Source organism: Streptomyces bathyalis, assembly GCF_015910445.1.
Classification (GTDB): domain Bacteria; phylum Actinomycetota; class Actinomycetes; order Streptomycetales; family Streptomycetaceae; genus Streptomyces; species Streptomyces bathyalis.
The window spans coordinates 791,868-816,840 of the sequence record NZ_CP048882.1 but is presented as its reverse complement, the minus strand read 5'-3'; the positions used below and the strand labels follow the sequence as shown (position 1 = coordinate 816,840).

21 protein-coding genes are annotated in these 24,973 nt (G+C 71.0%); 6 read left to right on the top strand and 15 right to left on the bottom strand.

Features of this window, described 5'->3' with window-relative positions; all coding sequences use genetic code 11:
• Positions 1–52: 52 nt before the first annotated feature.
• The 6 genes from G4Z16_RS03650 to G4Z16_RS03625 form a co-directional block, all read right to left on the bottom strand.
• Complete coding sequence (locus tag G4Z16_RS03650; RefSeq protein WP_425508044.1) at positions 53–1,369, bottom strand: cytochrome P450; 1,317 nt, start codon at positions 1,367–1,369, stop codon at positions 53–55.
• On the bottom strand, positions 1,366–1,980 hold the full coding sequence (locus G4Z16_RS03645) for a GTP-binding protein (RefSeq protein ID WP_197349148.1): 615 nt from the start codon (positions 1,978–1,980) through the stop codon (positions 1,366–1,368). Before G4Z16_RS03645 ends, G4Z16_RS03650 begins: the two co-directional genes overlap by 4 nt.
• A complete protein-coding gene (locus tag G4Z16_RS03640) occupies positions 1,961–2,317 on the bottom strand; it encodes a DUF742 domain-containing protein (RefSeq protein WP_197349147.1) in 357 nt (118 codons plus the stop codon). The genes G4Z16_RS03645 and G4Z16_RS03640 overlap by 20 nt, the downstream gene beginning before the upstream one ends.
• Positions 2,314–2,730, bottom strand: coding sequence for a roadblock/LC7 domain-containing protein (locus G4Z16_RS03635; RefSeq protein ID WP_197349146.1), 417 nt, complete (start codon positions 2,728–2,730; stop codon positions 2,314–2,316). Before G4Z16_RS03635 ends, G4Z16_RS03640 begins: the two co-directional genes overlap by 4 nt.
• Complete coding sequence (locus G4Z16_RS03630) at positions 2,727–4,430, bottom strand: sensor histidine kinase (RefSeq protein WP_197349145.1); 1,704 nt, start codon at positions 4,428–4,430, stop codon at positions 2,727–2,729. Before G4Z16_RS03630 ends, G4Z16_RS03635 begins: the two co-directional genes overlap by 4 nt.
• A 218-nt stretch (positions 4,431–4,648) precedes the next feature.
• Positions 4,649–4,960 carry a hypothetical protein gene (locus G4Z16_RS03625; RefSeq protein WP_246530663.1) on the bottom strand — a complete coding sequence of 104 codons (312 nt, stop codon included), beginning with the start codon at positions 4,958–4,960 and terminating at the stop codon, positions 4,649–4,651.
• 56 nt (positions 4,961–5,016) lie between these two features.
• Here G4Z16_RS03625 and G4Z16_RS03620 point away from each other — a divergent pair, with 56 nt between their 5' ends.
• Both G4Z16_RS03620 and G4Z16_RS03615 read left to right on the top strand, forming a co-directional pair.
• Complete coding sequence (locus tag G4Z16_RS03620; RefSeq protein WP_197349144.1) at positions 5,017–5,931, top strand: oxygenase MpaB family protein; 915 nt, start codon at positions 5,017–5,019, stop codon at positions 5,929–5,931.
• A gap of 135 nt (positions 5,932–6,066) precedes the next feature.
• A complete protein-coding gene (locus G4Z16_RS03615) occupies positions 6,067–6,852 on the top strand; it encodes a VOC family protein (RefSeq protein ID WP_197349143.1) in 786 nt (261 codons plus the stop codon).
• Positions 6,853–6,960: 108 nt separating this feature from the next.
• Here G4Z16_RS03615 and G4Z16_RS03610 read toward each other — a convergent pair whose 3' ends face one another.
• Positions 6,961–8,454, bottom strand: a complete 1,494-nt coding sequence (locus tag G4Z16_RS03610; protein ID WP_197349142.1) for a M1 family metallopeptidase — start codon at positions 8,452–8,454, stop codon at positions 6,961–6,963.
• Positions 8,455–8,592: 138 nt separating this feature from the next.
• Complete coding sequence (locus G4Z16_RS03605) at positions 8,593–9,519, bottom strand: FAD-dependent oxidoreductase (RefSeq protein ID WP_197349141.1); 927 nt, start codon at positions 9,517–9,519, stop codon at positions 8,593–8,595.
• Between the two features lie 161 nt (positions 9,520–9,680).
• Between G4Z16_RS03605 and G4Z16_RS03600 the strand changes: the two genes are divergently transcribed.
• The 3 genes from G4Z16_RS03600 (at position 9,681) to G4Z16_RS03590 (ending at position 16,252) form a co-directional block, all read left to right on the top strand.
• Complete coding sequence (locus tag G4Z16_RS03600; RefSeq protein WP_197349140.1) at positions 9,681–13,157, top strand: ATP-binding protein; 3,477 nt, start codon at positions 9,681–9,683, stop codon at positions 13,155–13,157.
• A gap of 97 nt (positions 13,158–13,254) precedes the next feature.
• Positions 13,255–14,907, top strand: coding sequence for an ABC-F family ATP-binding cassette domain-containing protein (locus G4Z16_RS03595; RefSeq protein ID WP_197349139.1), 1,653 nt, complete (start codon positions 13,255–13,257; stop codon positions 14,905–14,907).
• A 226-nt stretch (positions 14,908–15,133) separates the two neighbouring features.
• Positions 15,134–16,252, top strand: a complete 1,119-nt coding sequence (locus tag G4Z16_RS03590; RefSeq protein WP_343070644.1) for a phosphotransferase enzyme family protein — start codon at positions 15,134–15,136, stop codon at positions 16,250–16,252.
• A 394-nt stretch (positions 16,253–16,646) separates the two neighbouring features.
• On the opposite strand, the gene G4Z16_RS03585 is transcribed toward G4Z16_RS03590, so the two are convergent.
• The 4 genes from G4Z16_RS03585 to G4Z16_RS03575 all read right to left on the bottom strand — a co-directional run bounded on the left by G4Z16_RS03585 (position 16,647) and on the right by G4Z16_RS03575 (position 21,333).
• Positions 16,647–19,088, bottom strand: a complete 2,442-nt coding sequence (locus G4Z16_RS03585; RefSeq protein WP_197349137.1) for a Tex family protein — start codon at positions 19,086–19,088, stop codon at positions 16,647–16,649.
• Positions 19,089–19,252: 164 nt separating this feature from the next.
• Entirely contained in the window at positions 19,253–19,378 is a 126-nt protein-coding gene (locus tag G4Z16_RS32895; RefSeq protein WP_281393654.1) for an LPFR motif small protein, read from the bottom strand.
• Positions 19,379–19,475: 97 nt separating this feature from the next.
• Positions 19,476–20,336, bottom strand: coding sequence for an SCO6745 family protein (locus G4Z16_RS03580; protein ID WP_197349136.1), 861 nt, complete (start codon positions 20,334–20,336; stop codon positions 19,476–19,478).
• Between the two features lie 97 nt (positions 20,337–20,433).
• Entirely contained in the window at positions 20,434–21,333 is a 900-nt protein-coding gene (locus G4Z16_RS03575; protein WP_197349135.1) for an enoyl-CoA hydratase/isomerase family protein, read from the bottom strand.
• A gap of 223 nt (positions 21,334–21,556) precedes the next feature.
• Between G4Z16_RS03575 and G4Z16_RS03570 the strand changes: the two genes are divergently transcribed.
• Positions 21,557–22,105: an ATP-binding protein gene (locus G4Z16_RS03570; protein ID WP_197349134.1), complete on the top strand. Its 549-nt coding sequence runs from the start codon at positions 21,557–21,559 to the stop codon at positions 22,103–22,105.
• Here G4Z16_RS03570 and idi read toward each other — a convergent pair.
• From idi to galE, 3 genes are all read right to left on the bottom strand, one after another.
• A complete protein-coding gene (idi, locus tag G4Z16_RS03565) occupies positions 22,080–22,640 on the bottom strand; it encodes an isopentenyl-diphosphate Delta-isomerase (protein WP_197349133.1) in 561 nt (186 codons plus the stop codon). The genes G4Z16_RS03570 and idi overlap by 26 nt on opposite strands.
• A gap of 65 nt (positions 22,641–22,705) precedes the next feature.
• A complete protein-coding gene (locus tag G4Z16_RS03560; RefSeq protein WP_197349132.1) occupies positions 22,706–23,641 on the bottom strand; it encodes a cation diffusion facilitator family transporter in 936 nt (311 codons plus the stop codon).
• A 172-nt stretch (positions 23,642–23,813) separates the two neighbouring features.
• Positions 23,814–24,806, bottom strand: coding sequence for a UDP-glucose 4-epimerase GalE (gene galE, locus G4Z16_RS03555; RefSeq protein ID WP_197349131.1), 993 nt, complete (start codon positions 24,804–24,806; stop codon positions 23,814–23,816).
• Positions 24,807–24,973: the final 167 nt, after the last annotated feature.

Sequence of the window (24,973 nt, the reverse complement as noted above, 5' to 3'; positions counted from 1 at the left end):
CTGCCGTCCCCTGCCCCGCCTCGCGCCGCTCCCCGTCGACGGGCCGGCAGCGTCACCGCCCGCCGACGGCGGAGGTGGGCGTGAAGGTGACGGGCAGCGACTCAAGACCGCGCAGGAAAGGGGAGGGCCGCCACGCCAACTCCTCCTCGTCCACGGCCAGATCGACGTCCGGGAGCCGGTCCAGCAGCACCTCGATGCCCGTACGCGCGATGCCCTCGGCGATCTCCTGCGCCGGGTACGGGCAGCGGTGGGAGCCGTGCCCGAAGGAGAAGAAGGCGCTGTTGCCGCCGGTGAAGGAGTGCTGGTCCGGGCGGATGTGCGGGTCGGCGTTGGCGGCGGCGAAGCTGAGGACGAGCAGGTCACCGCCCTGGATGCGCCTGCCGCCGAGCTGGGTGTCGCGCGTCGTCCAGCGTCCGGCGATGTTCTGCGTGGGCGTCTCCTCCCACAGCACCTCGTTCATCGCCTCGCCGACGCTGGCACGTCCTCCGCCGAGGGAGGCGGCGAACCGGTCGTCGGTGAGCATCAGCCGCAGCGAGTTGCTGATCCAGTCGGCGGTCGGCTGATGGCCCGCGATCAGGTCGACCATCATGTCCTCGAGGATCTCCTCCGAGGAGAACTCGCCCGAGTTGGGATGCGTCTGCATCCGCGTGGCGACGTCGCCGGCGGGCGCGATGGCGCGGGAGCGCAGCAGCGTTCCCATGGCCCGCTGGAGATACTGTCGGCCCTCGATCGCCCCGTCGGAGCCGTCGACGACCGCGTTGATGCTCGGGACGAGCGCGGCGCCGTCCTCGCCGGTGAAGCCGAAGATCCGCGCCAGCACCAGGGCGGGGAGCTGCATGGCGTACTCGTCGACGAGGTCGGCCCGGGCGCTTCCGCAGAAGGCGTCGATGAGCTCGTCGGCGTGCTGCTCGGAGTGGGTGCGCAGCTCGAACGGGTCGACGTCGCGCAGCGCGTCGCTCACCAGCGTCGAGCGGCGCTCGTGGCGGTCGCCCACCTCGTAGAGGATCGACGGCTGGCGGCCCACCATCGGCATCAGCGGCCAGTCCGGCGGTATCTGGTCCCACATGTTCCACACCGACGAATCACGGGTGAACAGACCGGGGTTGCCGGTGATCTGGTGCAGCTCGCGGTAGCCGAGCACCAGCCAGGCCGGTACGTCGCCGACGAGGGTCACGGGAGCGATCGGACCGTGCTGCTCGCGCATCTCGCGGTAGAGCTTCCCCCGGTCCTCGCTGATGAAGCGGGTCCCGAACATGGGGACGGCGTCAGGGTGCGCGGGGCATCCGGACGACGGCGCGGCCCGCCCGTCGGCAGAGTCACCGGACGCCCGGGACTCGTCGGAGGCGGACTGCGGGTCTGGCGTGGTCACTGAGCGCTCTCCCGGGCGGAGGAGGACAGGGTGTACAGGTGATTGACGAGGGTGATCAGCACTTCCTTGCTGGACTCACGGGAACGGGCATCGCACTCGATGAGCGGGATGTTGTCGGGCAGATCGAGCGCCTCGCGCACGTCCTCGGCGGAGTACTCGGGGCCGCCGAAGTCGTTGCGGGCGACGATGAAGGGCATGCCGTGCGCTTCGAGGCGGTCGATCGCGTACCAGGAGTCGACGAGCCGGCGCGTGTCCACGAGCACCACCGCGCCGAGCGTGCCGGTGAAGAGCCGGTCCCACAGGAACCAGAAGCGCTCCTGGCCCGGCGCGCCGAACAGGTACAGCACCGTACGGTCGTTGAGGCTGATGCGCCCGAAGTCGAAGGCGATCGTGGTCGTCGTCTTGCTGGGAACGCCGTCCGCGTCGTCGACGCCTTCTCCCGCCCGCGTCATCGTCTCCTCGGTGTTGAGCGGACGGATGTCGCTGACGGAGCGCACCATCGTCGTCTTGCCGACACCGAAACCGCCGACAATGACGATCTTGAGGCCGTTGTCGGCGGTGCTGCGCAGTGGCGGGCGGGTTCCGGTCAGATCAGAGGTTGCGGAGTCCAACGAGCACCTGCTTCAGGATTTCTGGATCGGGGAGTTGATCCGCGGCTGCGGCCGTACGCGGATGGCGGGCGGTGATCCGGTTTGTGGCGTGCAGGTCGCCGAGGAGGATCCGGACGATGCTCACGGGCAGCCCGAGATCCGCTGCGATCTCGACCACCGCCGTCGGCGAGCGGCAGATCCGCAGGATGGAGGCGTGCTCCGACTGCATCCCGGGGGTCGGCTCGCACTCACTGACCACCAGCGTCACCAGGTCGAAGGCGTCGGTGCCGGACCGGCTGCGCCCACCCGTGACGGTGTACAGCCGGTCCGGGTCGTCGTCCCGGCCCGGCCGTTTCATGCGGGGTCTCTGGTCTCGTCCTGCTGCCTGGGCGGCGTGGTGAGGTACTCGCTGAGCTGCTCGACGAGTTCGTTCATGTTGTGGCCTATGAGGCCCACGTCCGAGTCCTCCGTCGCCACGACAGCCAGGTGGGCTCCGGAGCCCGCCTCCACCACGAAGAGGATGCCGCCGTAGAACTCGGCCATCGCCTGCCGCACGCCTCCGGTGCCGTTGCCGAACTCCACCGACGCGCCGTGGGAGAGGCTCTGGATCCCTGCGGAGATGGCGGCCAGCTGGTCGGCCTGGTCCATGTCGAGTTCGGAGGAACTGCACAACTTGAGTCCGTCGCGGGAGAGCACGAGGGCGTGCCGTGCCCCCGGGGTCCGCCGAAGCAGACTCTCCAGCAGCCAGTCGAGCTTGCCGTCGGTGATCATTCGGTGTTGTCCTCCGGACGTGAAGAGGAGGTGGAGGGGGACACGGAAGAAGCGTCGTCGTCGGGTTTCTTCTCCCGGGCGGTCGAACCGCCCTGCACAGCGCGGCGGAAGTCACCGAAGCGTGACCCCGACTGCTCCGACGATCTGGCCGGCTGGGCCGCGTTCCCCGGTTCGGACGACGCGCCGCGCCGGTGTGACGCGGCGAGCGTCTGTCCGCGGCGCCGCTTGGGCAGGCCGCTGGGGCCGGTCTCGGTCAGGGAGGTGTGCTCCGGGGACGGTTCGGCGGAGTTCCCGGACGAGAAGTCCAGGGCCGGCTCGGTCTGTTCCGTCCCCTCGCTCACGGGCGTGGTCTCGGGGCGCCTGCGCCGCGGCAGTCCGCTCGTGCCCGCAGCCTCCCGGCCGGGCAGCGACGTCTCGCCGCCGGACGGTGGGACCGGCTCGGACGGACGCGGCCCGGACGAAGGGACGGCCGCGGGCGAGGAACGCGGCCCCGCGCCCGCACCGGACTCGCGGGTCCGTGCGGGCGGCGTCTCGGGCTCCCGCTTCGCCTGGGTGATCAGCGTCTGAGGGATCATCAGCAGCACGCCGGTGCCCCCGTGCGCCGACGGGCGGAAGGAGACGGAGAGCTTGTGCTTGTGGGCCAGCCGGCCCACGACGGCGAGGCCGAGACGCGTGCCGGAGAGGTTGGTCAGGTCCAGCGACTCCGAGGAGACGGCCTGCTGGGCGCGTTCCAGGGCGACGTCACCCATGACGAGGCCGCCGTCCTCGACGGTGATGATGACTCCTGCCGAGGCCTCCTCCACGTAGACGTGCACCTCGGAGGTCGGCGGCGAGAAGTTGGCGGCGTTGTCCATGAGTTCGGCCAGCGCGTGCATCACGCCCTCGGCAGCGTGGCCGGCCACGGCCAGATCGCACGAGGAGTGCAGGCGTATGCGCTGGTAGCCGCTGATGCGTCCCATCGCGCCGCGCAGGATGCTCTCCATGACGATGGGCTTGGCCCAGCGCCTCCCGGTGCGGGCGCCGGTCAGCACGGCGATGGAGTCCGCGAGGCGTCCCGTCTGCGCCGTGCGGTGGTCCAGGTGCAGCAGGTCGCCCAGGACGTCCTCGTCGGAGTACTTGTGCTCCATCTCCCGCAGGTCCGCCGCCATGCTCGTGGCCAGCGCCTGTACGCGGCCCGCCGCGTTGGCGCACGCGGCCATCGCTGCGGCCCGCATGCCCTCACCGCGGTGCACCTCGTTGGCGAGGGAGTGCAGGACGCGCTGGTGAGTGGGGTTGGCGACCGTCGGCACGGCGGCGAGGGCGGTCTGCGCGGAGGCGCCGGAGCGGAGCCGCTCCACCAGGATCGGGACGACGACGTCCGCGAAGTGGGCGGCGACCGCCCGCTCGGCCTCGGCCTCGGAGTTCTGGTGCGCGACGACTGCGCGCAGCCCGCGCGAGACGAGGATGCTGCGTGTGGCGACGGCGACCGCGATACTCAGCGCGAGTGCTGCCGCGCCGCTGCCCCAGGCGATGCCGGGGCGCACGGACTGGGGCGCCGCGTAGACGGCGAGCAGGCATGCAGGACCGGTGACGAGCACGGCTATGAGCAGAGCGAGCGCGGTGCCCGTCCCCGCTCTCGGCTTCTTCGGCGGCTGCCCGGATCCAGGTGCCGCTGCGCCGTGGGCGGAGCGCTTCTTGGGTGGAGAGGTCTCGGGGGTCATCAATCAGGGTCCTTGTGGGGACAGGTCCGGGCAGGGAGGAGAAGTGAGCCACGACGGTCCGGTCAGCGCCGCACCAATATAGGGGAGGCAGCGATCATTCATAGCCGCAGGCCGAAAACATCCGATCAATCGCTCACATACGTCCGCCCGTTCAGATCTTCCGGGCGCAGGACCGGCCTCGAGGGCGGTAAATCCTGCCGATTGCGTCCCGTTGGATCTCATTCCCGGCGCAGTGGACCGTGAAAGGGGCCAGTGCGCGCAAATGCCGTTCCATGTCCTGTTCGGTCGTGGCCGTAACCGCCCGTCAACTGCGTTCCTACCGGGGCGGTGTGCTCGGCCGGTTGCCTCCTCAGTCTGGCCATGGATGCCTCCCGTGGGAAGAGTTCGGAAGGTTCCGCATCGCACTGCTGCCCGGTTCCTGGTTCCCCCTCGGGCCTGCGGACCGAAGGGGAGCCCTCAGAAAGCCGGGCGCACTCCAATTCCGTGGCCAAATCGGCCAGACGGTGGCGCAGTGCCTGGAAGGAACGCAATGGCCGCCCCGCAGACGTACGGGCATTCGTAATCCGCTGGGAGCATCATGAACAAGATGAGCAGCACGAGCAGCGACCGGGGCGGCAGCACGGGCTCCGAGGGCGGCCGCACCGCCCGCGACGAGCCCCTGCCGCCCCCTGCGGACGGCATGCTGTGGGACCTCGCGGGCGAGGTGCGGGTGCTGCTGACGCTGCCGGCGGCCCTGACCATGCAGGTCGCGCACCCCGCCGTCAGCGCCGGCGTCGACGAGTACTCGGTCTTCCGCACCGACCCGTGGGGCCGGGCCGAGCGTTCCGTCGAGAGCGTGCAGCTGTGGGTCTACGGCGACGAGGAGGCCGTCGAGGAGGGCCGCCGCCTGCGGCGCCTGCACCGTGGGATCCAGGGGGTCGACGCGCACGGACGCGAGTACCACGCCCTGACCCCGGCCAACTACGCGTGGGTGCACGCGACCGGCTTCCCCGTCTTCCAGCACTCACGGCGCTACCTCGGCCCCCGCCCGTACACGCCGGAGGAGGAGCGGCAGTTGTACGCGGAGTGGCTTCAGGTGGGGCGGATCCTCGGCATCCGGGACCGGGACATGCCGCAGACCGTCGAGGAGTTCTGGCCGTACTTCCGGCAAAGGCTCTCCGAGGAGGTCGAGAGGACCCCCGTCGTGGAGGAGCTGATCTCCCTCGGCCGCAGGGTGCCACCGCCCGACCGCGGTCCGCGCCCGCTGCGCCTGCTGCTGACGCCGCTGTGGCCCATCGTGCGGCCCGCGTTCGCCCGTTTCCAGCGCTTCGTGACCATCGGCTTCATGCCGCCGGAGGCCCGCGAGGCCATCGGCCTGCCGTGGTCGGCGCGGCAGGAGCGGCGGCTGGTGCGACTCGGGCGGGTGGTGGGGGCCGTGGTGCCGAGACTGCCGGAACGGCTGCGGTTCCTGCCGCCGGCGTACGCGGCCCGTAAGGCGCACCGGGAGGCCGCGCGCACCTGACGCCGGCGGCGTCGGGCGGTTGCGGGGATGCGGGTGAATTCGGTGCCCGCCGGGCCCCGGGGCGGCGTGGCGGAGGGGGCCGGACAGGGCTGTCTCGGCACAGTGACCGCCATCGAGTCCCGACAAGGAGCTGTCATGCCCGAGGTAACTGAGAGGTACGAACCCGGCGTCCCGTGCTGGGTCGATTTGATGGTCCCCGACCAGCAGGCGGCCCTCGACTTCTACAAGGATCTCTTCGGCTGGCAGGGTGAGGTCGGGCCGCCGGACACCGGCGGATACTCGGTCTGCACCCAGCACGGCAGGCCCGTCGCGGGCATCATGGCCGCGACGGCCCCCGACGACCAGCCGCCGCCACCGCCCGCGTGGACCATGTACCTGGCGACGGAGGACACGGACGCCGCAACGGAGCGCATCACTGACAACGGCGGGGCGCTGATGGTGCCGGCCATGGACGTGATGGACCTCGGGCGCATGGCGGTCGCCAAGGACCCGACGGGTGCGGTGTTCGGCCTGTGGCAGGCGAAGGACTTCATCGGCGCGAGGACGGTCAACGAGCACGGCGCCGTGATCTGGAGCGAGCTCAACACCTCCGGGCTGGACGCCGCCAAGTCCTTCTACCGCAACCTCGGCATCGAGACCGCGCCGATGGAGGGAGCGCCCGGCTACCACGCGCTCAACGTCGGGGGCCGGACGATCGGCGGCATGCAGGGCCTGGAGAACTCACCGCCCGGGACGCCCTCGCACTGGATCACTTACTTCGCGATCGACGACACCGACAGCACGGTCGATGCCCTGACCCGGGCGGGCGGCTCGGTGCTCGTTCCGCCGTTCGACATGATGGCGGGCCGGATGGCGGTCGTTCAGGATCCGCAGGGGGCGGTCTTCGCGCTCATCAAGCCCGTGCCGATGGGGAACGCCTGACCCGGCCGCATGCGGCGGGCACACGGCCCGGCCCCGGAAAGCGGACAGCGCTTCGGGGCCGGGCCATGTGCTGTGCGGGGCGTGGGTGCTGGTGCGGCGTGCGGTGGTTCAGTGGCGGTGCGCGCCGTGCACGGCCTGGATCTCGTCCCACGACTTCGGCCGGTCCTGCTTGCCGTTCGTGGCGTTCACCTCGCCGCCGAGTGCCGGCTTCTTGGGCTTGGAGGTCTTGTACAGCCAGGTGTCGAACAGCGACGAGAGGGACTTGCCGGAGACCTTCTCCGAGTACTCGATGAAGTCCTCGACGCGCGCGTTGCCGCCCTTGCGCTCGGTCTGCCAGCCTTCGAGGATCTTGAAGAAGTCCTTGTCGCCGATCTTGTTGCGCAGCGCCTGGAGCGCCATGGCGCCACGGTCGTAGACGGCGCCGTGGAACTGGTTCTCCGCTCCCGGGTCGCCGGGGCTGACCTTCCAGAACGGGTCGTTGGCGGGATACGACTCGTAGACCTCGGAGGCGATCTCCTGTGCCGTGCCCTCGCCCTCCTTCTCCGACCACAGCCATGACGCGTACGAGGCGAAGCCCTCGTTGAGCCAGATGTCACGCCACTTGCGAACCGAGACGCTGTCCCCGTACCACTGGTGCGCAAGCTCGTGCACGACGACGGAGACGTCGGTGCCCTTCTTGAAGCGCGCGTTGCCGTAGAACGGCCGCGTCTGGGTCTCGAGGGCGAAGCCTGCGCCGGTGGCGGGCACATAGCCGCCGACCGAGCTGAACGGGTACTTGCCGAAGACGGTCTCCAGCCAGTCGGTGATCTCGGCGGTGCGCTCGATGCTGGCGCGTGCCGAACCGTCCTCGTCGCCGAGGCTCTCGCTGTAGGCGTTGACGACGGGTATGCCGCTCTCCGTCTTGCTCTTCGTGACGTCGAACTTGCCCACGGCCATGGTCGCCAGATACGTGGCCTGCGGCTGGCCGGAACGCCAGTTGGAGCGGGTCCAGCCGCCTCCGGCCGGCTCCTCGGAGACCAGGTCGCCGTTGCTGAGGCTCTTGTAGCCCTTGGGGACCGCGATGCTGATGTCGAAGGTCGCCTTGTCGCTGGGGTGGTCGTTGCTCGGGTACCACCACCACGCCGACTCCGGCTCGTTGGCCGCGACCCCTCCGTCGGGGGTGCGCTGCCACGAGGTGTAGCCGCCGACCTCGACCTCGGAGGGGACGCCCGAGTAGCGGACGACGACGCTGAAGCGCTCACCCTTCTTCAGCGGTTCGGCGGGCGTGATTTCCAGTTCGTGGGAACCGGTGGCGCTCACCTTCGCCTTGCGTCCGTTGACGTGCACCTCCTTCACGTCGAGCGCGAAGTCCAGGTTGAACCGGCTGAGATCCTGCTCGGCCCTGGCGAGGACCGTCGTCGTCCCGCTCAGTTCGTCCGTCTTGGGCTGGTACTTCAGCCGCAGGTCGTAGTGCGAGACGTCGTAGCCGCCATTGCCGTAGTCCGGGTAGTAGGAGTCTCCCGCGCCGGGCGCGCCGGGTGAGGGTCCGTCCGCCGCCGAGGCCGGGACCGTCAACGCGAGAACGGCAGCCACCGCGCCCGTAACGATGAGTCTTTGACGCACGAGTCCTCCAACTCCCTTGCGACAGCGCAGAGATGCGCGATGTGAACAGTCGCAGGGTATGTACTCCGCTCGAACGCCGTATCTGTTTCGTACGCATCTACACATGAATGCCATGCGGTTGGCATCAGCCGTTGCTGCTCAGCCGCTCCCGGTCCTGTGGCCGGCGGCCCCGAGCAGCCGCACCGCCTCCAGGGCGCAGCCCCACGAGACCGTGACACCGCCGCCGCCGTGGCCGTAGTTGTGCACGCACAGCGCGCCGTCAGGCAGCGTCTCCGTCTCCAGCCGCACGCGAGGGCGGTACGGGCGCAGGCCCACGCGGACCTCGAGGATCCGCGCCCGCGCGATCTCGGGGTGGACGCGGGCGCACCGCTCCACGATGGCCCGCGTGGTGGCCGGGTCGGGCGTGGTCTCCTCCGCGTCCTCATCGGCCGTGCCGCCCAGCAGCAGACCGTAGGGCTGCGGAAACATGTACGTGGTGTCACTCGTCCCCGCCTCGGACGAGAGGAACCACTCCTCGATGCCCGGGTTCTCCACGACGACGATCTGGCCCCGCACGGGCCGCATGCCGGTGTCCCCGGCCAGTTCGCGCGCGCCGAGTCCGCTGCAGTCGACCACCACCGGCGCCTCGGCCGACGCCTCGGCCAGGGAGGCGAGCGAGCGCTGCTCGCAGCGGCCGCCGGCGGCCGTCAACCGCCCCCGCAGATAAGGGAGATAGGTCTGCATGTCGACAAGAGGCGTGCGGGGCGGTGACCCGATGAGTGAGATCCACTCCGGGGGCACCGAGGAGGAGGCACCGCCCTCCAGGGTCCCCCGCATCAGCCGCACCCCCGTGAGCGACGGCTGTTCGGCGAGCCACGCGAACTTCCGGAAGGAACGCACCGCCCACTCAAGCGCCTTCTCCCTGGGCTCGATGCGGTACGGCCAGCACAGGCCGCCGGAGATGCCCGACGCGGTGTCGGCGTCCCGGTCACGGCTCCACACCCGCACGTTCATGCCGCGCTCGGCGAGGAGCACGGCCGTCGTCAGTCCGCTCACCCCGCCGCCCACGACGATCACTTCATCCATGCCGCGACGTTATCCCGCTGCGCCGCGTGGGCACCGTTCGACGGGAAGCGCGCTCCCGCGGGCGCTCCCGTGCACACGTATCGGCCGCAAAACACTCACGTCCTGCACATCCCTGCGAAGAACTCTTACGCAGCGCACAGACAGCGGGCAGAATCCCGGCCATGTCCCGTGCAGCCGCCACCGAATTTCTCGACGGACTCGAGCCGCTCGCATATCCGCAGCGCACCCGGCAGGTCGCCGCCCATGCACGGGCCGCCGACCGCGAGGAGCTGACCGGTCTTCTGCACGGGCTCGAGGAGTACGGCACGTACGGGCAGCGGATCGCCGTCATCGCCGCGTGCGCGGCCCAGGACACCGACTACCTCTCCGCACGGCTGGCACACCCCGACCCCTTCATTCGCGGTCACGCCCAGCGCGCGGCAGCCGCGCCCTCCGCCGGCGTCAGCGACGACGCGCTGTGGGTGGCCCTGCACGACGCGCCGTCCGCCGTACGCGCCCAGCTGGCGCGCACCATCGTCAGGGGCCGCCGCACGGAGCTCGCCGACGGGCTGGTCGACGCCGTCCGCGGCCGCTGGGGCGACCAGGAGGCCGCGCGGCTGCTCCCCGCCTGCGGACCGGACACGGCGGCCCGCCTGCTGCCGGCGCTCTTCCACGCCGTCACCGGCTGGCGCTCGCTCGCCGCCCGCCACCCGGACATCCTGCTGGCCGAGGCGGGACGGCAGTTGGAGGATCTGCCGCACGTGCTGCGCGAGCAGTGGTGGCGGCGGTACGGCGCGGGCGTCGCCCGCACCGCGGACAACCGGCCGCGGCGCGTGCTGGATCTGCTGGAGCAGTACCGCGAAGGCGGCCTGCTGGATCCGGAGTTCCTCCCGCACCTCGTGCGGCTCGTCTCGGCCGACGCCGGTCGCGCCCTCCGGCTGCTGCTGCGCCCCGCGCAGATCGACCGGCTGCGCGAGACCGGGCTGCCCGCGCCCGTGCTGAGGCGTCTCGTGCACGTCGATCCGTCCGAACTGGAGGATCTGGGAAGGGTGTTCAGCGGCAACCCCACCCGCCTCGCGGAGCTGCTGCACGCGCTGCCGCCCGGCCGCCGCGCCGAGTTCTACGAAGCGGTGACCGACGCCGAGGAACGTGCCCACGCACCCGTCCACGAGGATGTGCTCCGGGCTCTGCCGCACGACCTCCGGGAGGACGAGGCGCGGCGGATGTCGCTGCAGGCGCGGGCCCGCGGAGCGCACTGGTCCACCGTCATGGCCGCGCTCGCCCATCTGCCCGACGAATCGGCCTACGCGGAGGTCACCGCCGCCACCCGCCGTCCCTCGACCGAGGACAGGGCGCTCGCCTGGCCGATGCTGGTGCGCCAGGCCGAAAACACCGCGCAGCGTCACGGCGGCAACAAGACCGTCGTGACGGCCCTCGTGGCGGACATGGCCCGGCTGCGCGACGAGCACGAGTCCGTAAGGGCCGCGGCGCTCGGCGCGCTCGCGGACCTGCCGGCAGGGCTCTTCGAGGACGAGGCCGTCGAGCATCTGGACCGTGTGGCCGGTGACGCCGTGGGAGCGGCGGGCTCCTCGCACGAGAGCCGCGCCGCCCTCGGCCGCCTCGCCCGTGCCGTGCTGCGCGAACACGTGGCGGGCTCCCAACAGGGCCTGACCGGCTGGGCGTTGCGCACGATCGTCCGGCTCACGGGCAACACCGACGAGGCGGACCTCGGTCATCTCGACCGGAGACTGCCGCGCGGTGGGGAGTACGCCGTCTTCGAGGCGCTGCGGTACTGGCTGGAGGCGGGCGCCGAGAACGACGACCACGGCCTGACGTTCGCGCTCGCGCGGGCCGTCGGCAGACGCGCGGCCGGAATGCCGGAACTTCAGCAACTGCTCTGGCAGGCCGTTCAGTTCGGCACCGAGTCCACTGCCCGTACCGCCGTCGAACTGTGGATGGCCGAGCCGGCGACGAGGGCGGAGAGAGCCGAGCGTGTGCTCGCCGTGGACGGCTCCGCGGCCCTCCTCCCCAGCATCTCGCGGACCATCACGACACGGCGCACCGATCTGCTCGACCCCGTCCTGGACGCCACACCGCCCTGCGGCCGTTTCCTCAGCAAGGAGAGCCGCCGTCCGCAGCCCCCCGTCGGGAAGTGCACGGCGCGCTGGCTTCCCCGCCAACTGCGCGCCGCCGCCAAGCTTCTGGCGCAGGAGGCGGACGACAACACCAGCGACATGCACACCCGGCGGGCAGCGCTGCGGCGGCTTGCCGCGATCCCCGGCGAGGGCGGCAGAGAGTTGCGGCTGTGGGCGAACGACCCCGTCGAGGCCGAGTCGGAACTCGCCGACACCGCGCTGGCGGCCACCGTCCGGACCGACCGCCCCGACGAGGCGCTGTCGCTGCTGCTGGAGCACGTCCGGGACGGCCGCGCCCGCATCGCCGTCCCGGCGCTGGGACGCGCGTTCCGCTACACGGACCCGTGGCGGTTGTCCGACGTGCTGCACCGCCTGCTGCTTCCGGCGTCCCGGAAGCAGCAGGCGGAGGAACAGGGCGGCAAGGGTGCCGAGGGCGGGGCGGAGGAATCCCGGACCGGAGCGGCGCCGGTCGCCGGGCACAAGGCGGCGGTGCGGCTCGCCGTGGAATGCCTGCCCCTCGCCGAGGCCGCTGAGCTGTTGCTGAAGGTCTACTCGCTGCCGGGCCAGCACCCGGATGTGAAGGCGGCCTGCGTCACGTGCGCACCGCGGCTGCTGGACGACGACCGCGCCTGGGAGCTCGTCGAATCCGCGGCGCAGGGAGTGCCCGTACTGCGCCACGCCCTGCTGCGTGCCCGCCCCCTCGATCTGCCCGAGCGGCACCGGGAGCGGTACGCGGGGATGATCAGCGGCCTGTGCCACGCGGACGACCGGGGCGTGACCGAAGCCGTCTACTCCTCGCTGGCCGACTGGGCGCTGTGGGCACCGGACGCGGCGGCCGTTCTCTCCTCGGCCGTCACCGACCTGGGCAACCGCGGTACCTGGCGGCAGGCCGCCGAGGGACTCATCGAGCTGGTGATCACGCTGCCCGGCACCGGCCGCACACTCGAACAGGTGCTGTCCGGGCTCATCGCCGCGGACTCCGCGCCCGACACCCCCGACGCCCGCGCCGACCGCGACCGCCCGGCGAGGCGCCGCGTCGAACACCTCGCGCTGACCCTCGGCGAGTGCGCGAAGAAGCGGGGCGTCGCCCGCCGCCCCGCTGGACGGACGGGCGTACTCCTCGCCGGGCACGAGGAGTTCGTGCCGATCGCGGCGAGGCTGCTCTGCTCGGCGGTGACCCTGGAGAGCGACGCGGAGACCCTGGGCCGGCAGCTGCGCGGCATCGCCGGTCTGCACACCCACCGCCCCGGGCTGGCCTGGCGGACGGCGGAGGAGCTGCGCCGTTCCCTCCGCCCCGTCCAGCGCCCGTCGGAGACCAGGGAGCGGCTGCTGCCCGTGGCACAGGAGCTCGCCGACGACGGCGGCACCGCGGCGGGGCTGCTGGCCGTGACGCTGGCCGCCGCCGTCAACCCGGCGTCGGGCTGGGCGGAGCCGTGGCGTGACCTGCTGCGGTCGATGCGCCGTCACGACGTGCCCGACGTCCGGGCGGCAGCGCTCGACCTGGAGACCCATCCCGGGGAGTGACGCGGCGCGGCGGCCCGTCTCCCTCGGCGGGCCATGCTTCCGCCGCACCCCGAAATGCGCGCGACCGCCGGCGGAAGTGCCCGTAACATCGGCGGCCATGTCCGCCACTCTCGTCGCCAAGGCACTCGCGGCCGGTCACGGCGACCGCTCGCTCTTCTCCGGACTGGATCTCGTCGTCGCCCCCGGAGAAGTGGTGGGCCTCGTCGGGGTGAACGGTGCCGGCAAGTCCACCCTGCTGCGCATGCTCGCCGGGCTGGTCAGGCCCGAGGAGGGGGAGGTGTCGCTCAACCCGCCGACGGCGACCGTGGGACACCTTCCGCAGGAACCGGAGCGGCGTGCGGGCGAGAGCGTCCGCGCCTTCCTCGAACGCCGCACCGGCGTGGCAGCGGCCCAGACGGCGCTGGACGAGAGCACGCGCGCCCTTGAGGAGAACCGCAACGGAGCCGAGGACGCCTACGCCCTCGCACTGGAACGCTGGCTGGCCCTCGGAGCTGCCGACCTGAGTGAAAGGGCGGAGGAAGTCACCGCCCGGCTCGGCCTCGACGTGGCCCTCGACCGTCCGATGACGACCCTCTCCGGCGGTCAGGCCGCCCGTACCTCTCTGGCGTCCCTGCTGCTCAGCCGCTACGACGTCTTCCTGCTCGACGAGCCCACGAACGACCTCGACATGGACGGCCTCGACATCCTGGAGACCTTCGTCAACGGCCTGCGCGCCGCCACGGTGCTCGTCAGCCACGACCGGGAATTCCTCTCCCGGACCGTCGACAGCGTCCTCGAACTCGACCTGGTCCAGCAGCTCGTGCGCCAGTACGGCGGCGGATACGACAGCTACCTGGAGGAGCGCGCACGCGCACGCAGGCACGCACGCGAGGAGTACGAGGAGTTCGCACGGACCCGTGCCGGACTGGAGGCCCGTGCGCGGCAGCAGCGCGGCTGGATGGACAAGGGCGTGCGCAACGCCCGCCGGAAGATGCCCGACAACGACAAGACGTTGCGCAACGCCCGCATCGAGGCGACGGAGAAACAGGCCTCCAAGGCACGGCAGACGGACCGGATGATCGAACGCCTCGACGCCGAGGCCGTGGAGGAGCCGCGCAAGGAGTGGCAGCTGCGCATGGAGATTGCCGCCGCACCGCGCTCCGGATCCGTGGTCGCCACCCTCCGGGGCGCCCAAGTGCGCCGCGGAGACTTCGTGTTGGGACCCGTCGACCTCCAGATCGACTGGCGCGACCGCGTCGCCGTCACCGGACCCAACGGCGCCGGCAAGTCGACGCTGCTCGCCGCGCTGCTCGGCAGGACCCAACTCGCCGCAGGGAGCGCCTCTTCGGGCTCCGGCGTCGTCGTCGGCGAGGTCGACCAGGCACGCCGCCTCTTCCACGGGGAGGAGAGCCTGCTGGACGCCTTCCGCGATGCCGCGGGATCGGAACCCGAGGAAGTACGCACGCTGCTCGCGAAGTTCGGGCTCTCGGCGCGCCATGTGCTGCGCCCCGCGGTGACCCTCTCACCCGGCGAGCGGACCCGGGCGGCGCTGGCGCTGCTTCAGGGGCGCGGCGTGAACCTGCTGGTGCTGGACGAGCCGACGAACCATCTCGACCTGGCGGCCATCGAGCAGCTGGAATCGGCGCTGGCCTCCTATGAGGGCACGCTGCTGCTCGTCACTCACGACCGCCGCATGCTGGACGCCGTTCATACGACGCGGCACATCGAGGTGTCCGGCGGCGCTGTGCGGGAAGTCCAGCGCCCGCAGTAGGTCTTCGCAGCGCGTCGCTCTCTCCGCTGATGAGCCGTCAACTCACCTTTCGCCGTGAGGCCCGATCCGGCCTCGGACCGGCTCGGGTTACTGGTGTGCTCGCGTTTTCCTATGTCGCCAATGCCCGACCGAAGGAGCAGGGTGATCACTTGGCGCGGTCGGGGTGATCGTTCCTTTCCGCCCGAATGGAGCCTTGGACCGATACTCCGTGGTCGATGCGTCGACCATGCCGGTAGTGTCTGGCGCGTGCGATGAGTCTCCAGCGGCGCAGTGCCGCGCCGTCCACGAGGTCGAATCAAGCCGCCGTATCGGGCGGTTCCTTCGTTGTTCCTGGAGACGCTCACCCATGACGCACCGCACCACGCCATCCCCATGTCCTGCGGCCGGTGACCGCACTGGCTCGGACGTCACCTCGCCTGCCTCGTCGGGCACCAAGCACCCCGCAGTACCCCACAGTGAAACGATCACTGCCGCCCTGTCCCTCCACTGGGACCTTGGCAACGCCGAGGTCACTCCTCTCATGGGAGGCATGAACTCCGCGACCTGGCACGTGAAGTGCCACGGTGACGAGTGGGCGGCGAAGGCCGTCCCTGACGGACCGCCCGCAGAGCAGTTCCGCTACGGACTGGAACTGGCCTCACGTGTCGAGGAGACCGGCATCCCTTGCGGTGCGCCGGTGAGGTCGAAGGACGGCCGACGGACGGTCGGTATCGTCGGTCACGAGTTGGCGCTGTTGCGATGGGTTCCGGGAAGGGAGTTGAACGATCGCAACGAGGGCGACATGGCGCTCATGGGCGTCACCCTCGCCCGCGCGCACCAGGCGCTCGGCACCGAGCCAGTCACCGAGGACCAGGCGTGGTCGCGTTTCGACCTTCTAGCCGGAATCGAAGACACTGCCGTCCTTCATGCGCGTCCGTGGATTCGGCCCGCGGTCGAAAGGGTTGTCACGCGGCTGCGCCGCCTCCGTCCGGAGACGCTGACGTGGGGCCCCGTTCACGGCGACCCGGCTCCCGAACACTTCCGGCTCGATCCTGACACCGGCCTGTGCGGTCTCATCGACTGGGGCGCCTCGAGTCCCTGGGCCCGGATGTACGACTTGGCCACGGTTGTGATGGACGCGGGCGGCCCAGACGCTGCCCGTCCCCTGATCCGGGCATACCTTGAGCACGGGGCGCTCCCTCCTGACGAAGTCGGCCAAGCCTTGCTTCCGCTGCTGGACTTCCGGTACGCCATCAACACCTTGTTCTACGCCGGGCGGATCTTGCGCGACGACCTGACCGGCGTCGCGGACCGCGCGGGCAACGAGGAGCGTTTGGAGCAAGCACGTCGGTGGCTTGTCCGCTAAACGGAAGGTGTCACCGCATGTGGTCGCCGGGGGCATGCCGGGCCCAGGAGGAGCCGGGCTCGGCGGCAACGTTCGTCGTGGTCACGTCGCAGTAGCCGAGGGACTTCGCGATCACAGGGCGGGCGGCTGCGTGCGTCAAAAGGTGACGCAGAGCTGCTTGGCGTGCGTGCTGGGGCGCGACGTCAGCGACACGAAGGCTGGCGCCGAGGGCTGTGAGGCGTCATGGGCTCGCCGGCGCGGGAGCGGGGGAAGAGCCAGTGGGCGCTGCAGAGAGGGGTCGGGGCGTCTGCGAGGTGCGAGGCACGGTCCCACCGGTCAGCCGGACCCGCCTCGGTCGGCGCTCCGCGCATGCGACGGCCGGGCCACTCCCTTGGAACGGCCCGGCCGTGTGCGCTCAGCGCTTCTTCTTGCCGTCGCCGCCCAGCAGCCCGGCCCGGCGCAGCGCGTCCGCCATCTCGCTGTTCGCGGGCGCGGCGTCGCGGCGCTGCTGCCTGCCGCCGTTGCCGCCCCCGCCCTGCTTCCTGCCCTCGGGGCGGCCTCCGCCCTGCCGTCCGCCGCCTCCCTTGCGGGGGCCGGGCGCGCGGTCGTTGCCGCCCTGGCGCTTCCGGCGCTCACCACCACCGCCCTCGCCGGAACCCGAACCGCCCGCGGAAGTGTCGTCGTCCAGACGCATCGTCAGCGAGATGCGCTTGCGTGCCGCATCGACCTCGCGGACCTTCACCTTCACGATGTCGCCGGGCTTGGCGACGTCCCGCGGGTCCTTCACGAACGACTTCGACATCGCGGAGACATGCACGAGCCCGTCCTGGTGCACGCCCACGTCGACGAAGGCACCGAACGCGGCCACGTTCGTGACGACGCCCTCCAGGACCATCCCCTCTTCGAGGTCCGTGAGCTTCTCCACGCCTTCCTTGAACACGGCCGTCTTGAAGGCGGGACGCGGGTCGCGGCCGGGCTTCTCCAGCTCGCGCAGGATGTCCGTGACGGTCGGCAGGCCGAACGTCTCGTCCACGAACTGCTTCGCGTCGAGCGAGCGCAGCACCGCCGTGTTGCCGATGAGGGAGGGCACATCGGTGCCGGTGGTGCTCACCATCGTGCGGACGACCGGGTAGGACTCGGGGTGCACGCTGGAGGCGTCCAGCGGGTCCTCACCGTCCCGGATGCGCAGGAATCCCGCACACTGCTCGTACGCCTTCGGGCCCAGCCGCGCCACGTCCTTCAGTTCGCGGCGGCTCTTGAAGGGGCCCTGGCCGTCGCGGTGCGCGACGATGTTCTCCGCGAGCGACGTGCCGATGCCCGAGACGCGGGAGAGCAGCGGCGCGGACGCCGTGTTGACGTCCACGCCGACGCCGTTCACACAGTCCTCCACCACGGCGTCGAGCGAGCGCGACAGCTTCACCTCGGACAGATCGTGCTGGTACTGACCCACGCCGATCGACTTGGGGTCGATCTTGACCAGTTCCGCGAGCGGGTCCTGGAGCCGCCGTGCGATGGAGACGGCGCCGCGCAACGAGACGTCCAGGTCCGGCAGTTCCTGCGACGCGTAGGCCGAGGCGGAGTACACGGAGGCACCCGCCTCCGAGACCGTGACCTTGGTGAGCTTCAACTCCGGCTGCTGGGCGATGAGTTCGGCCGCCAGCTTGTCGGTCTCGCGGGAAGCCGTGCCGTTGCCGATGGCGATCAGCTCCACGGAGTGCTCCCGCGCCAGCACGGCAAGCTTCGCCAGGGACTGGTCCCACTGCTTCTGCGGGGCGTGCGGATAGATGGTGTCCGTGGCCGCCACCTTGCCCGTCGCGTCGACGACGGCGACCTTCACGCCGGTACGCAGACCGGGGTCGAGGCCCAGCGTGGCGCGCGTGCCCGCGGGCGCGGCCAGCAGCAGATCACGCAGGTTCGACGCGAAGACGCCGACCGCCTCGTCCTCCGCGGCGGTACGCAGCCGCAGCCGCAGATCCAGGCCGAGGCGCACCATGATGCGCGTACGCCACGCCCAGCGCACCGTCTCCAGCAGCCAGGCGTCGCCGGGCCGTCCCTCGTCGCGCACCCCGAAATGCTGCGCGACGGTGGTCTCGTACGAGCTGGGCGCGCCCCGCGCCGCCGACTCTCCCGGCTCCTCCGGCTCCAGCGTCAGATCGAGGATCTCCTCCTTCTCGCCGCGGAGCATGGCCAGCACCCGGTGCGAGGGCAGTTCCGTGAAGGCTTCGGTGTAGTCGAAGTAGTCCTTGAACTTGGCGCCCTGCTCCTCCTTGCCCTCGCGCACCTTGGCGGCGAGGTGGCCCTGCAGCCACATGCGCTCGCGCAGTTCGCCGATGAGGTCGGCGTCCTCGCTGAAGCGCTCGGAGAGAATGGCACGGGCACCCTCCAGCGCCGCGGCCGCGTCGGCCACACCCTTCTCGTCGTCGACGAACGCGGCTGCGGCCGCTTCCGGCTGCACGCTCGGATCGCCCAGCAGCCCGTCGGCGAGAGGCTCGAGTCCGGCCTCGCGGGCGATCTGTGCCTTGGTGCGGCGCTTGGGCTTGAAGGGCAGGTAGATGTCCTCCAGGCGGGCCTTCGTCTCGGCCGTGCGGATCTGCTCTTCCAGCTTCGGGTCGAGCTTGCCCTGCGACCGCACGGACTCGAGAACCGCCTCGCGCCGGTCCTCCAGCTCCCGCAGATAGTGCAGCCGCTCCTCGAGGGAGCGCAGCTGCGCGTCGTCGAGGAGCTCCGTCGCCTCCTTGCGGTAGCGCGCGATGAACGGCACGGTCGACCCGCCGTCGAGCAGCTCGACGGCGGCCTTGACCTGGCGCTCCCGTACGCCGAGTTCCTCGGCGATCCTGCCTTCGATGGTCGTCGTCACGATGGTTGGTCCGCCTTCTTGGTGCTGGGTGTCCCCGGTGAGCCTGCATTGTGGCAGGTGGCACCACCAGGCGGGGGTACGGACCGGGCCCGCGTACGGAAAACTCCGCACGCGGGCCCGGTCGTTGTGCCGTCTCCCGTTGTCCTGTCAGGTGATACGGGGGTTCAGACCCTGCGGCCCGCCCTCGATGCGCCGCCGAAGAGGCGGGCCACCAGGCGGAAGGGCAGGGTCACCACGGTCGCGATGGCACCTCCGACCATGCGGAGTGCGTCTGCGATTGCTCGGAACATGCAAGCCGGGTAGCCCCGTGCGCCGGACGCAAACTCAGGTCACCGCAGGGGGCCCGTCGCGGCCAACCGGCCCTTATCCCTTGTCACTTGGCCTGTGTCACTTGCTGAACAGGTCGGCAGGGAACGCGCCCGCGTTCGCGGCCGACGCGGCGAAGCCTCCCGCCAGTTCGGTGAGCCGCGCCACGCCTGCCTCACCAAGGTGTTCGTAGGGAGCCCTGTCCATGCGGTCGGTGCTGTACTCCATCTCCTTGCGGAGGGAGGTGCCCTCCTCGGTGAGTTCGCCCTCGGCGTCCAGCAGGCCCCGCTCCCGCAGCCGCTCCTGGGCCGCCGTCCAGTCCTGCTGGTTGTAACCGCGGGTCCCCAGGACCCACTTGGGCGCCATGCCGCGACCGCTGGCCGTGTGACTGACGAGGGCCTCCAGCGGATCCAGACCCGCCGAGAGCAGCACGGCTATGTGTGCGTCACCGCGGTGTTCGCGCAGCACGGTCGCGGCGTGCCAGTAGGCCAGGTGCGGTGCTTCCGGCACGGGGAGTTCGGCGTTGGCGGCGCAGAGGGGACGGCCCGGGCGCGTGCACGCCTCGGTGGCCTTCAGCGCGAGCTGTGCGGCCTCGCTCATCTCCGGGGAGGAGATGACCTCTTCGCCGAGCAGCTCGCGCAGCATCGCATCGACGGCGCGCAGCCGCGCGGCGAGCACCGTCGCGGGGGAGGCGGACTCCCACACGGCCGGCACGAAGCGCGTGACGAGGGCGTGGCTGAAGTTGTAGAAGGTGGCCGTGACCGTGCCGGCGCTCACCGCACCGAGAGGCGCGGCACGTCCCGCGAGGTAGACGGCGCCGGTGTCCTCGATGCCGTACGGGGCGAGCTCCTTGGCCAGCGTGGGGGAGAAGTAGATGGCCGAGTGGAGTGGGTTGAGCATGTTGTGGCACCGGCGGGCGGCGCGTTCCGGGAGAGACGTCATGACCACACGTTACCGATAGGTAAGTGTCCTGTCCCGGGTCCTCCCCGCGGCAGCCGGGCAGTGCCGACAACCAGGACGGAGAGTCCCGGCCCCGGCACTACGGGTCATCAGGGCCTTCCGGATCCTCCTGGTCTGCCGGACCTGCCGGACCTGCCGGGCCCGGCGTCCAGCGGAAGCGCGGGGAGCGCCGCTCCATGAACGCGGCGGCACCCTCGGCCGCTTCGCCGCTCTCCGCGGCCACCCGCCGCCAGTACTCCGTACGGGACGCGTCCACCGTGTCCCGCGTGAACTCCTTCGCGGCCGCCTGCGTCAGCTGCGAGCGCTCCACGAGCGTGCGCGTGAAGGCGCTGACCCGCTCGTCCAGGCTGTCCTGCGGGTGCACTTCGTCCACGAACCCGCTGCGCAGCGCACGGTCCGCGTCGATCAACTCGCCTGAGAAGAGCAGGTACTTGGCCGTCGCAGGCCCCACGAGCCGGACGAGGCGCTGTGTGGACGACGCCGGATAGACGATGCCGAGCTTCGCCGGGGTGACGCCGAACAGCGAACCCTGCGCCGCGAACCGCAGATCGCACGCCGCAGCGAGCTGGGCGCCGCCTCCCACGCAGTGGCCGCGCACGGCGGCCAGTGTCGGCTTGGGGAAAGCGCTCAGTGCCTCCTCGGCAGCCACGGCGAGTCCCTGCGAGGACTCCACGGAATCACGCAGCGTTGAGATGTCGGCGCCCGCGCAGAAGGTGTTCTCCGCGCCCGTGACGACGAGGACACGCACGGACGCGTCGTCGGCGAGGGCCGAGAGCACCCCTGGCAGCTCGCGCCACATCGCCTCGGTCATCGCGTTGCGTTTGGCGGGGTTGTGGAGGACGAGGGTGGCCACGCCGTCCGCGTACTCGGTGAGCAGCGTGGGCTGTGCCTGCTGCGCCCCCTGCGATTGCTGTGCCTGAGGGGTCGGGGGTGTCTGCGGGGCCGCTTGTCCTTGCTGCGCGGGTCGTGCTCGCTCCATGCACGGATCGTAGCCGGGCGGTGGCCTGCGACTGCCGGAGCATGGATGCAAGCTCTGTCACAGAGCCGTCCCGCACGTAAGTCTTCTGTCAATTGCCATCGATAAGTGCCGACTTGCGGTCAGTGGGCAGGACTTGGCCTCCGGCATACCAACACTCTATGCACGTACGTATGCAAGAACGCTCGCGTGCAAGAACGCTCGGAGAGGATCGGGGGTGCGGGAGATGGAGAACCGCGGGGGCATCGGGCCCGGAGCGGGCGGAGTGTCCCCGGTCGCCCTGCCGGTGCAGGAACGGGCAGAAGCGCCGGTCCGTGAGGGGAACTGGCGGTTCACGGCCCCTGCGCTGGACTCCTCCGTGCCGCAACTGCGGCACGCCGTACGCGATCTCATCCGGCGCCAGGGCGCCGTGCCGGACGAGGTCCTGCAGAACCTGCTGCTGATCCTCTCCGAGCTGGCCTCGAACGCAGTACGGCACGCGGCGCTGCTGTCACCCGAGATCGGAGTGGAGGTGGGCCTGCGGAACGGGTGGCTGCGCATCGCCGTGGAGGACAGCCACCCCTACAGACCCAAGGCCCTGGACGCCGACCCCGATCAGGAACACATCGGAGGCAGGGGCCTGCTCCTGGTGAAGGTGATCACGTCGGAGGCGGGCGGCGTGTGCGACGTCGAACAGACCGGAACCGGAGGAAAGGTGATCTGGGCCGCTCTGCCGATCCCCGTTGTCAGCGGGGCACTGCCGCCCGAGGTCACCAGCCGGCCGCCGCTCCCGTGAGGTCGCCGATCGCGGGACGTGCCGCGTCGAGCACTGTCATGAACCAGGTGGAGAACGCCCCTTCGGCCTGACGCCGGTCCAGCTCGCCCGAGGTGACGAAGGCCGTCTCGGCGATCTCGTCGGCGTCGGGGCGCAGTTCGTCGCGCACAAGACCCGCGAAGAGGTGGTTGTACTCCTGCTCCACCAGACCCGAGTCGGGGTCGGGGTGGTTGTAGCGGACCGTGCCGGCCTCACGCAGCAGGAAGGGTGCCACCCCCAGCTCCTCGCTCACGCGCCGTGCCGCCGCGGCGAACGGTGACTCGCCCGGAAAGGGATGTCCGCAGCAGGTGTTGGACCACACACCGGGGGAGTGGTACTTGCCGAGCGCGCGGCGCTGAAGCAACAGCCGTCCCGCATCGTCGAAGAGGAAGACGGAGAACGCGCGGTGCAGCCGGCCCGGTGCCACATGTGCGGAGAGCTTCTCCGCAGTACCGATCGTGGTCCCGTCCTCGTCGACCAGTTCGAGCATGATCGGTGCCGCTGCGCTGTTCGCCATGTTGATCCTTCTATCGGGGCTGTCCGTCGTCCGCCGGCAGGCAATGTGCCCCAGTCTGCCGTAGATCAGTGGCACAACTTCGCTTCGTGGGCCGCATGTCCGCGTGGCTCCAGCTGGAACGTGCAGTGGGCGACGTCGAAATGGTCACCGAGGCAGAGCTGCAGGTCGTGCAGCACGCGCTCCTGCCCCACGCTGTCCAGCGTCTGCTGAGTGACCACCACGTGGGCCGAGAGCACCGGCATGCCGGAAGTGATCGTCCACACATGCAGATCGTGCAGGCCGACCACGCCGTTCACGGCGAGGATGTGCTCGCGCACCTCGGCCATGTCGACGTCCCGCGGAGCCGACTCCAGCAGCACGTCCAGGGCCTCCCGCGCCAGTTTGAGCGTGCGGGGGACGATCATCGCGCCGATGAGGAGGGAGGCGGCGGGGTCGGCGCCCTGCCATCCCGTGGTCGCGACGATCAAGGCGGAGATCAGCACGGCGAGCGAACCCAGGGCGTCGGCCAGCACCTCCAGGAACGCACCGCGCACGTTGAGGCTCTCGCGCTGGCCGCGCAGCAGCAGTGACAGCGAGACGACGTTCGCCACGAGGCCGATGCCGCCGAAGACAGCGGTGAGGACGCCGTCGGTCCCCGCCGGCTCGATGAAGCGCTCGACCGACTCGAAGAGGATGTATCCGCCGACACCCAGCAGCAGAAGGCAGTTGGCGAGCGCGGCGAGGATCTCGGCGCGCGCGAAGCCGAAGGTGCGCCGCTCGCTCGAAGGCCTGTTGGCGAAGTGGATCGCCAGCAGCGCCATGCCGAGCCCGAGCGCGTCCGTCGCCACGTGCCCGGCGTCCGCGAGCAGGGCGAGCGAATCGGCGAGCAGCCCGCCGACGATCTGTGTGACCAGGACGGTCAGCGTGATGAACAGCGCGACCCGCAGCCGCTTCCGGTACGCGGCGGACGCGGTGCCGCCTGCCGCCGGAACGGGCCCTCCGTGAGCGTGCCCAGCGCCCATCGCTGTGAGCCTCCGCGTCCTCGGTCCTGCGCGTCACGCGCCTGTCGGTGGCAAGTCAACTACGCCGGACGGGTAGGTGCAACGCGACGCTGAACACCGTTGTCATGTGCCGTGACCTGGGATTTCTGTCCGGGGCCGGACGGTGTTGAGGATCAGCGGGCGGGGCCCGGGATCAGCGTGCGCCGGGGTGCCGCAGACACCAGCCCTCCCATGCCGAGGTGATCATGTCGCGCACGCTGTGGCGGGCCGTCCACCCCAGCTCCTTCTCCGCGAGCTCCGCCGAGGCGACCACACGCGCCGGGTCGCCCGGCCGCCGGGGCGCGACCCTCGCGGCGGGCTCGCGCTTCCCCGTGATCTCGGCGACGAGATCCGCCATCTCCCGCACCGAGAGCCCGTTGCCGGTGCCGATGTTCACGGTGAGATCACCGCCGCTGCCGGCCGTCGAGAGCCTGCGCGCCGCCGCGAGGTGCGCCTCGGCCAGATCCTGGACGTGGATGTAGTCGCGCACGCAGGTGCCGTCCGCCGTGGGGTAGTCGTCGCCGAAGATCAGCGGTGCCTCGCCGCGGGTGAGCGCGTCGAAGAACATCGGCACGATGTTGAAGACCCCGGTGTCCGCCAGCCGCGGCTCGGCGGCGCCGGCGACGTTGAAGTAGCGCAGGCACGCCGTGGCGATGCCGGCGGCCCGGCCGGTGGAGCGCACGAGCCATTCGCCGGTGAGCTTCGTCTCACCGTAGGGATTCATCGGCACGCACGGGGTGTCCTCCGTGACGAGCCCGACGTCCGGCGTTCCGTAGACCGCCGCGGAGGAGGAGAAGACGAAGCGGCGTACCCCCGCCGCGACGACCGCCTCCAGCAGAACCGTCAGCCCGTGCACGTTCTCCCGGTAGTAGCGCAGCGGCTGCTCGACGGACTCCCCGACCTGCTTGCGGGCCGCGAGATGCACCACGCCCGTGATGTCGTGCTCGGCGAACGTGCGGTCCAGCAGCTCACGGTCCAGCACCGAACCCCGCGCCAGGACGGGACGCGGCTCGGGCATCGCCTCCAGCCGCTCCGGCACCGCCGCCGTGAGATCGTCCAGGACGACCACCCGCTCCCCGGCCTCCACCATCGTCCGCGCGACGTGCGCCCCGATGTAGCCCGCCCCACCTGTGATCAACCACGTCATGACGGCAGCCTATCCGCCGCCGTGACGGGCCGGTCCGGGCGCGGATCACGCCGGTGCAGGCCGGGACGCCGCTCGGCGCGAGCCCGCCGCAGGACACCACCCGAACGAGTCCGTACGGGCCTCACGCCGGGTACGGAGGCACCGCGGAGCCGGGAGCCGCGTAGGGA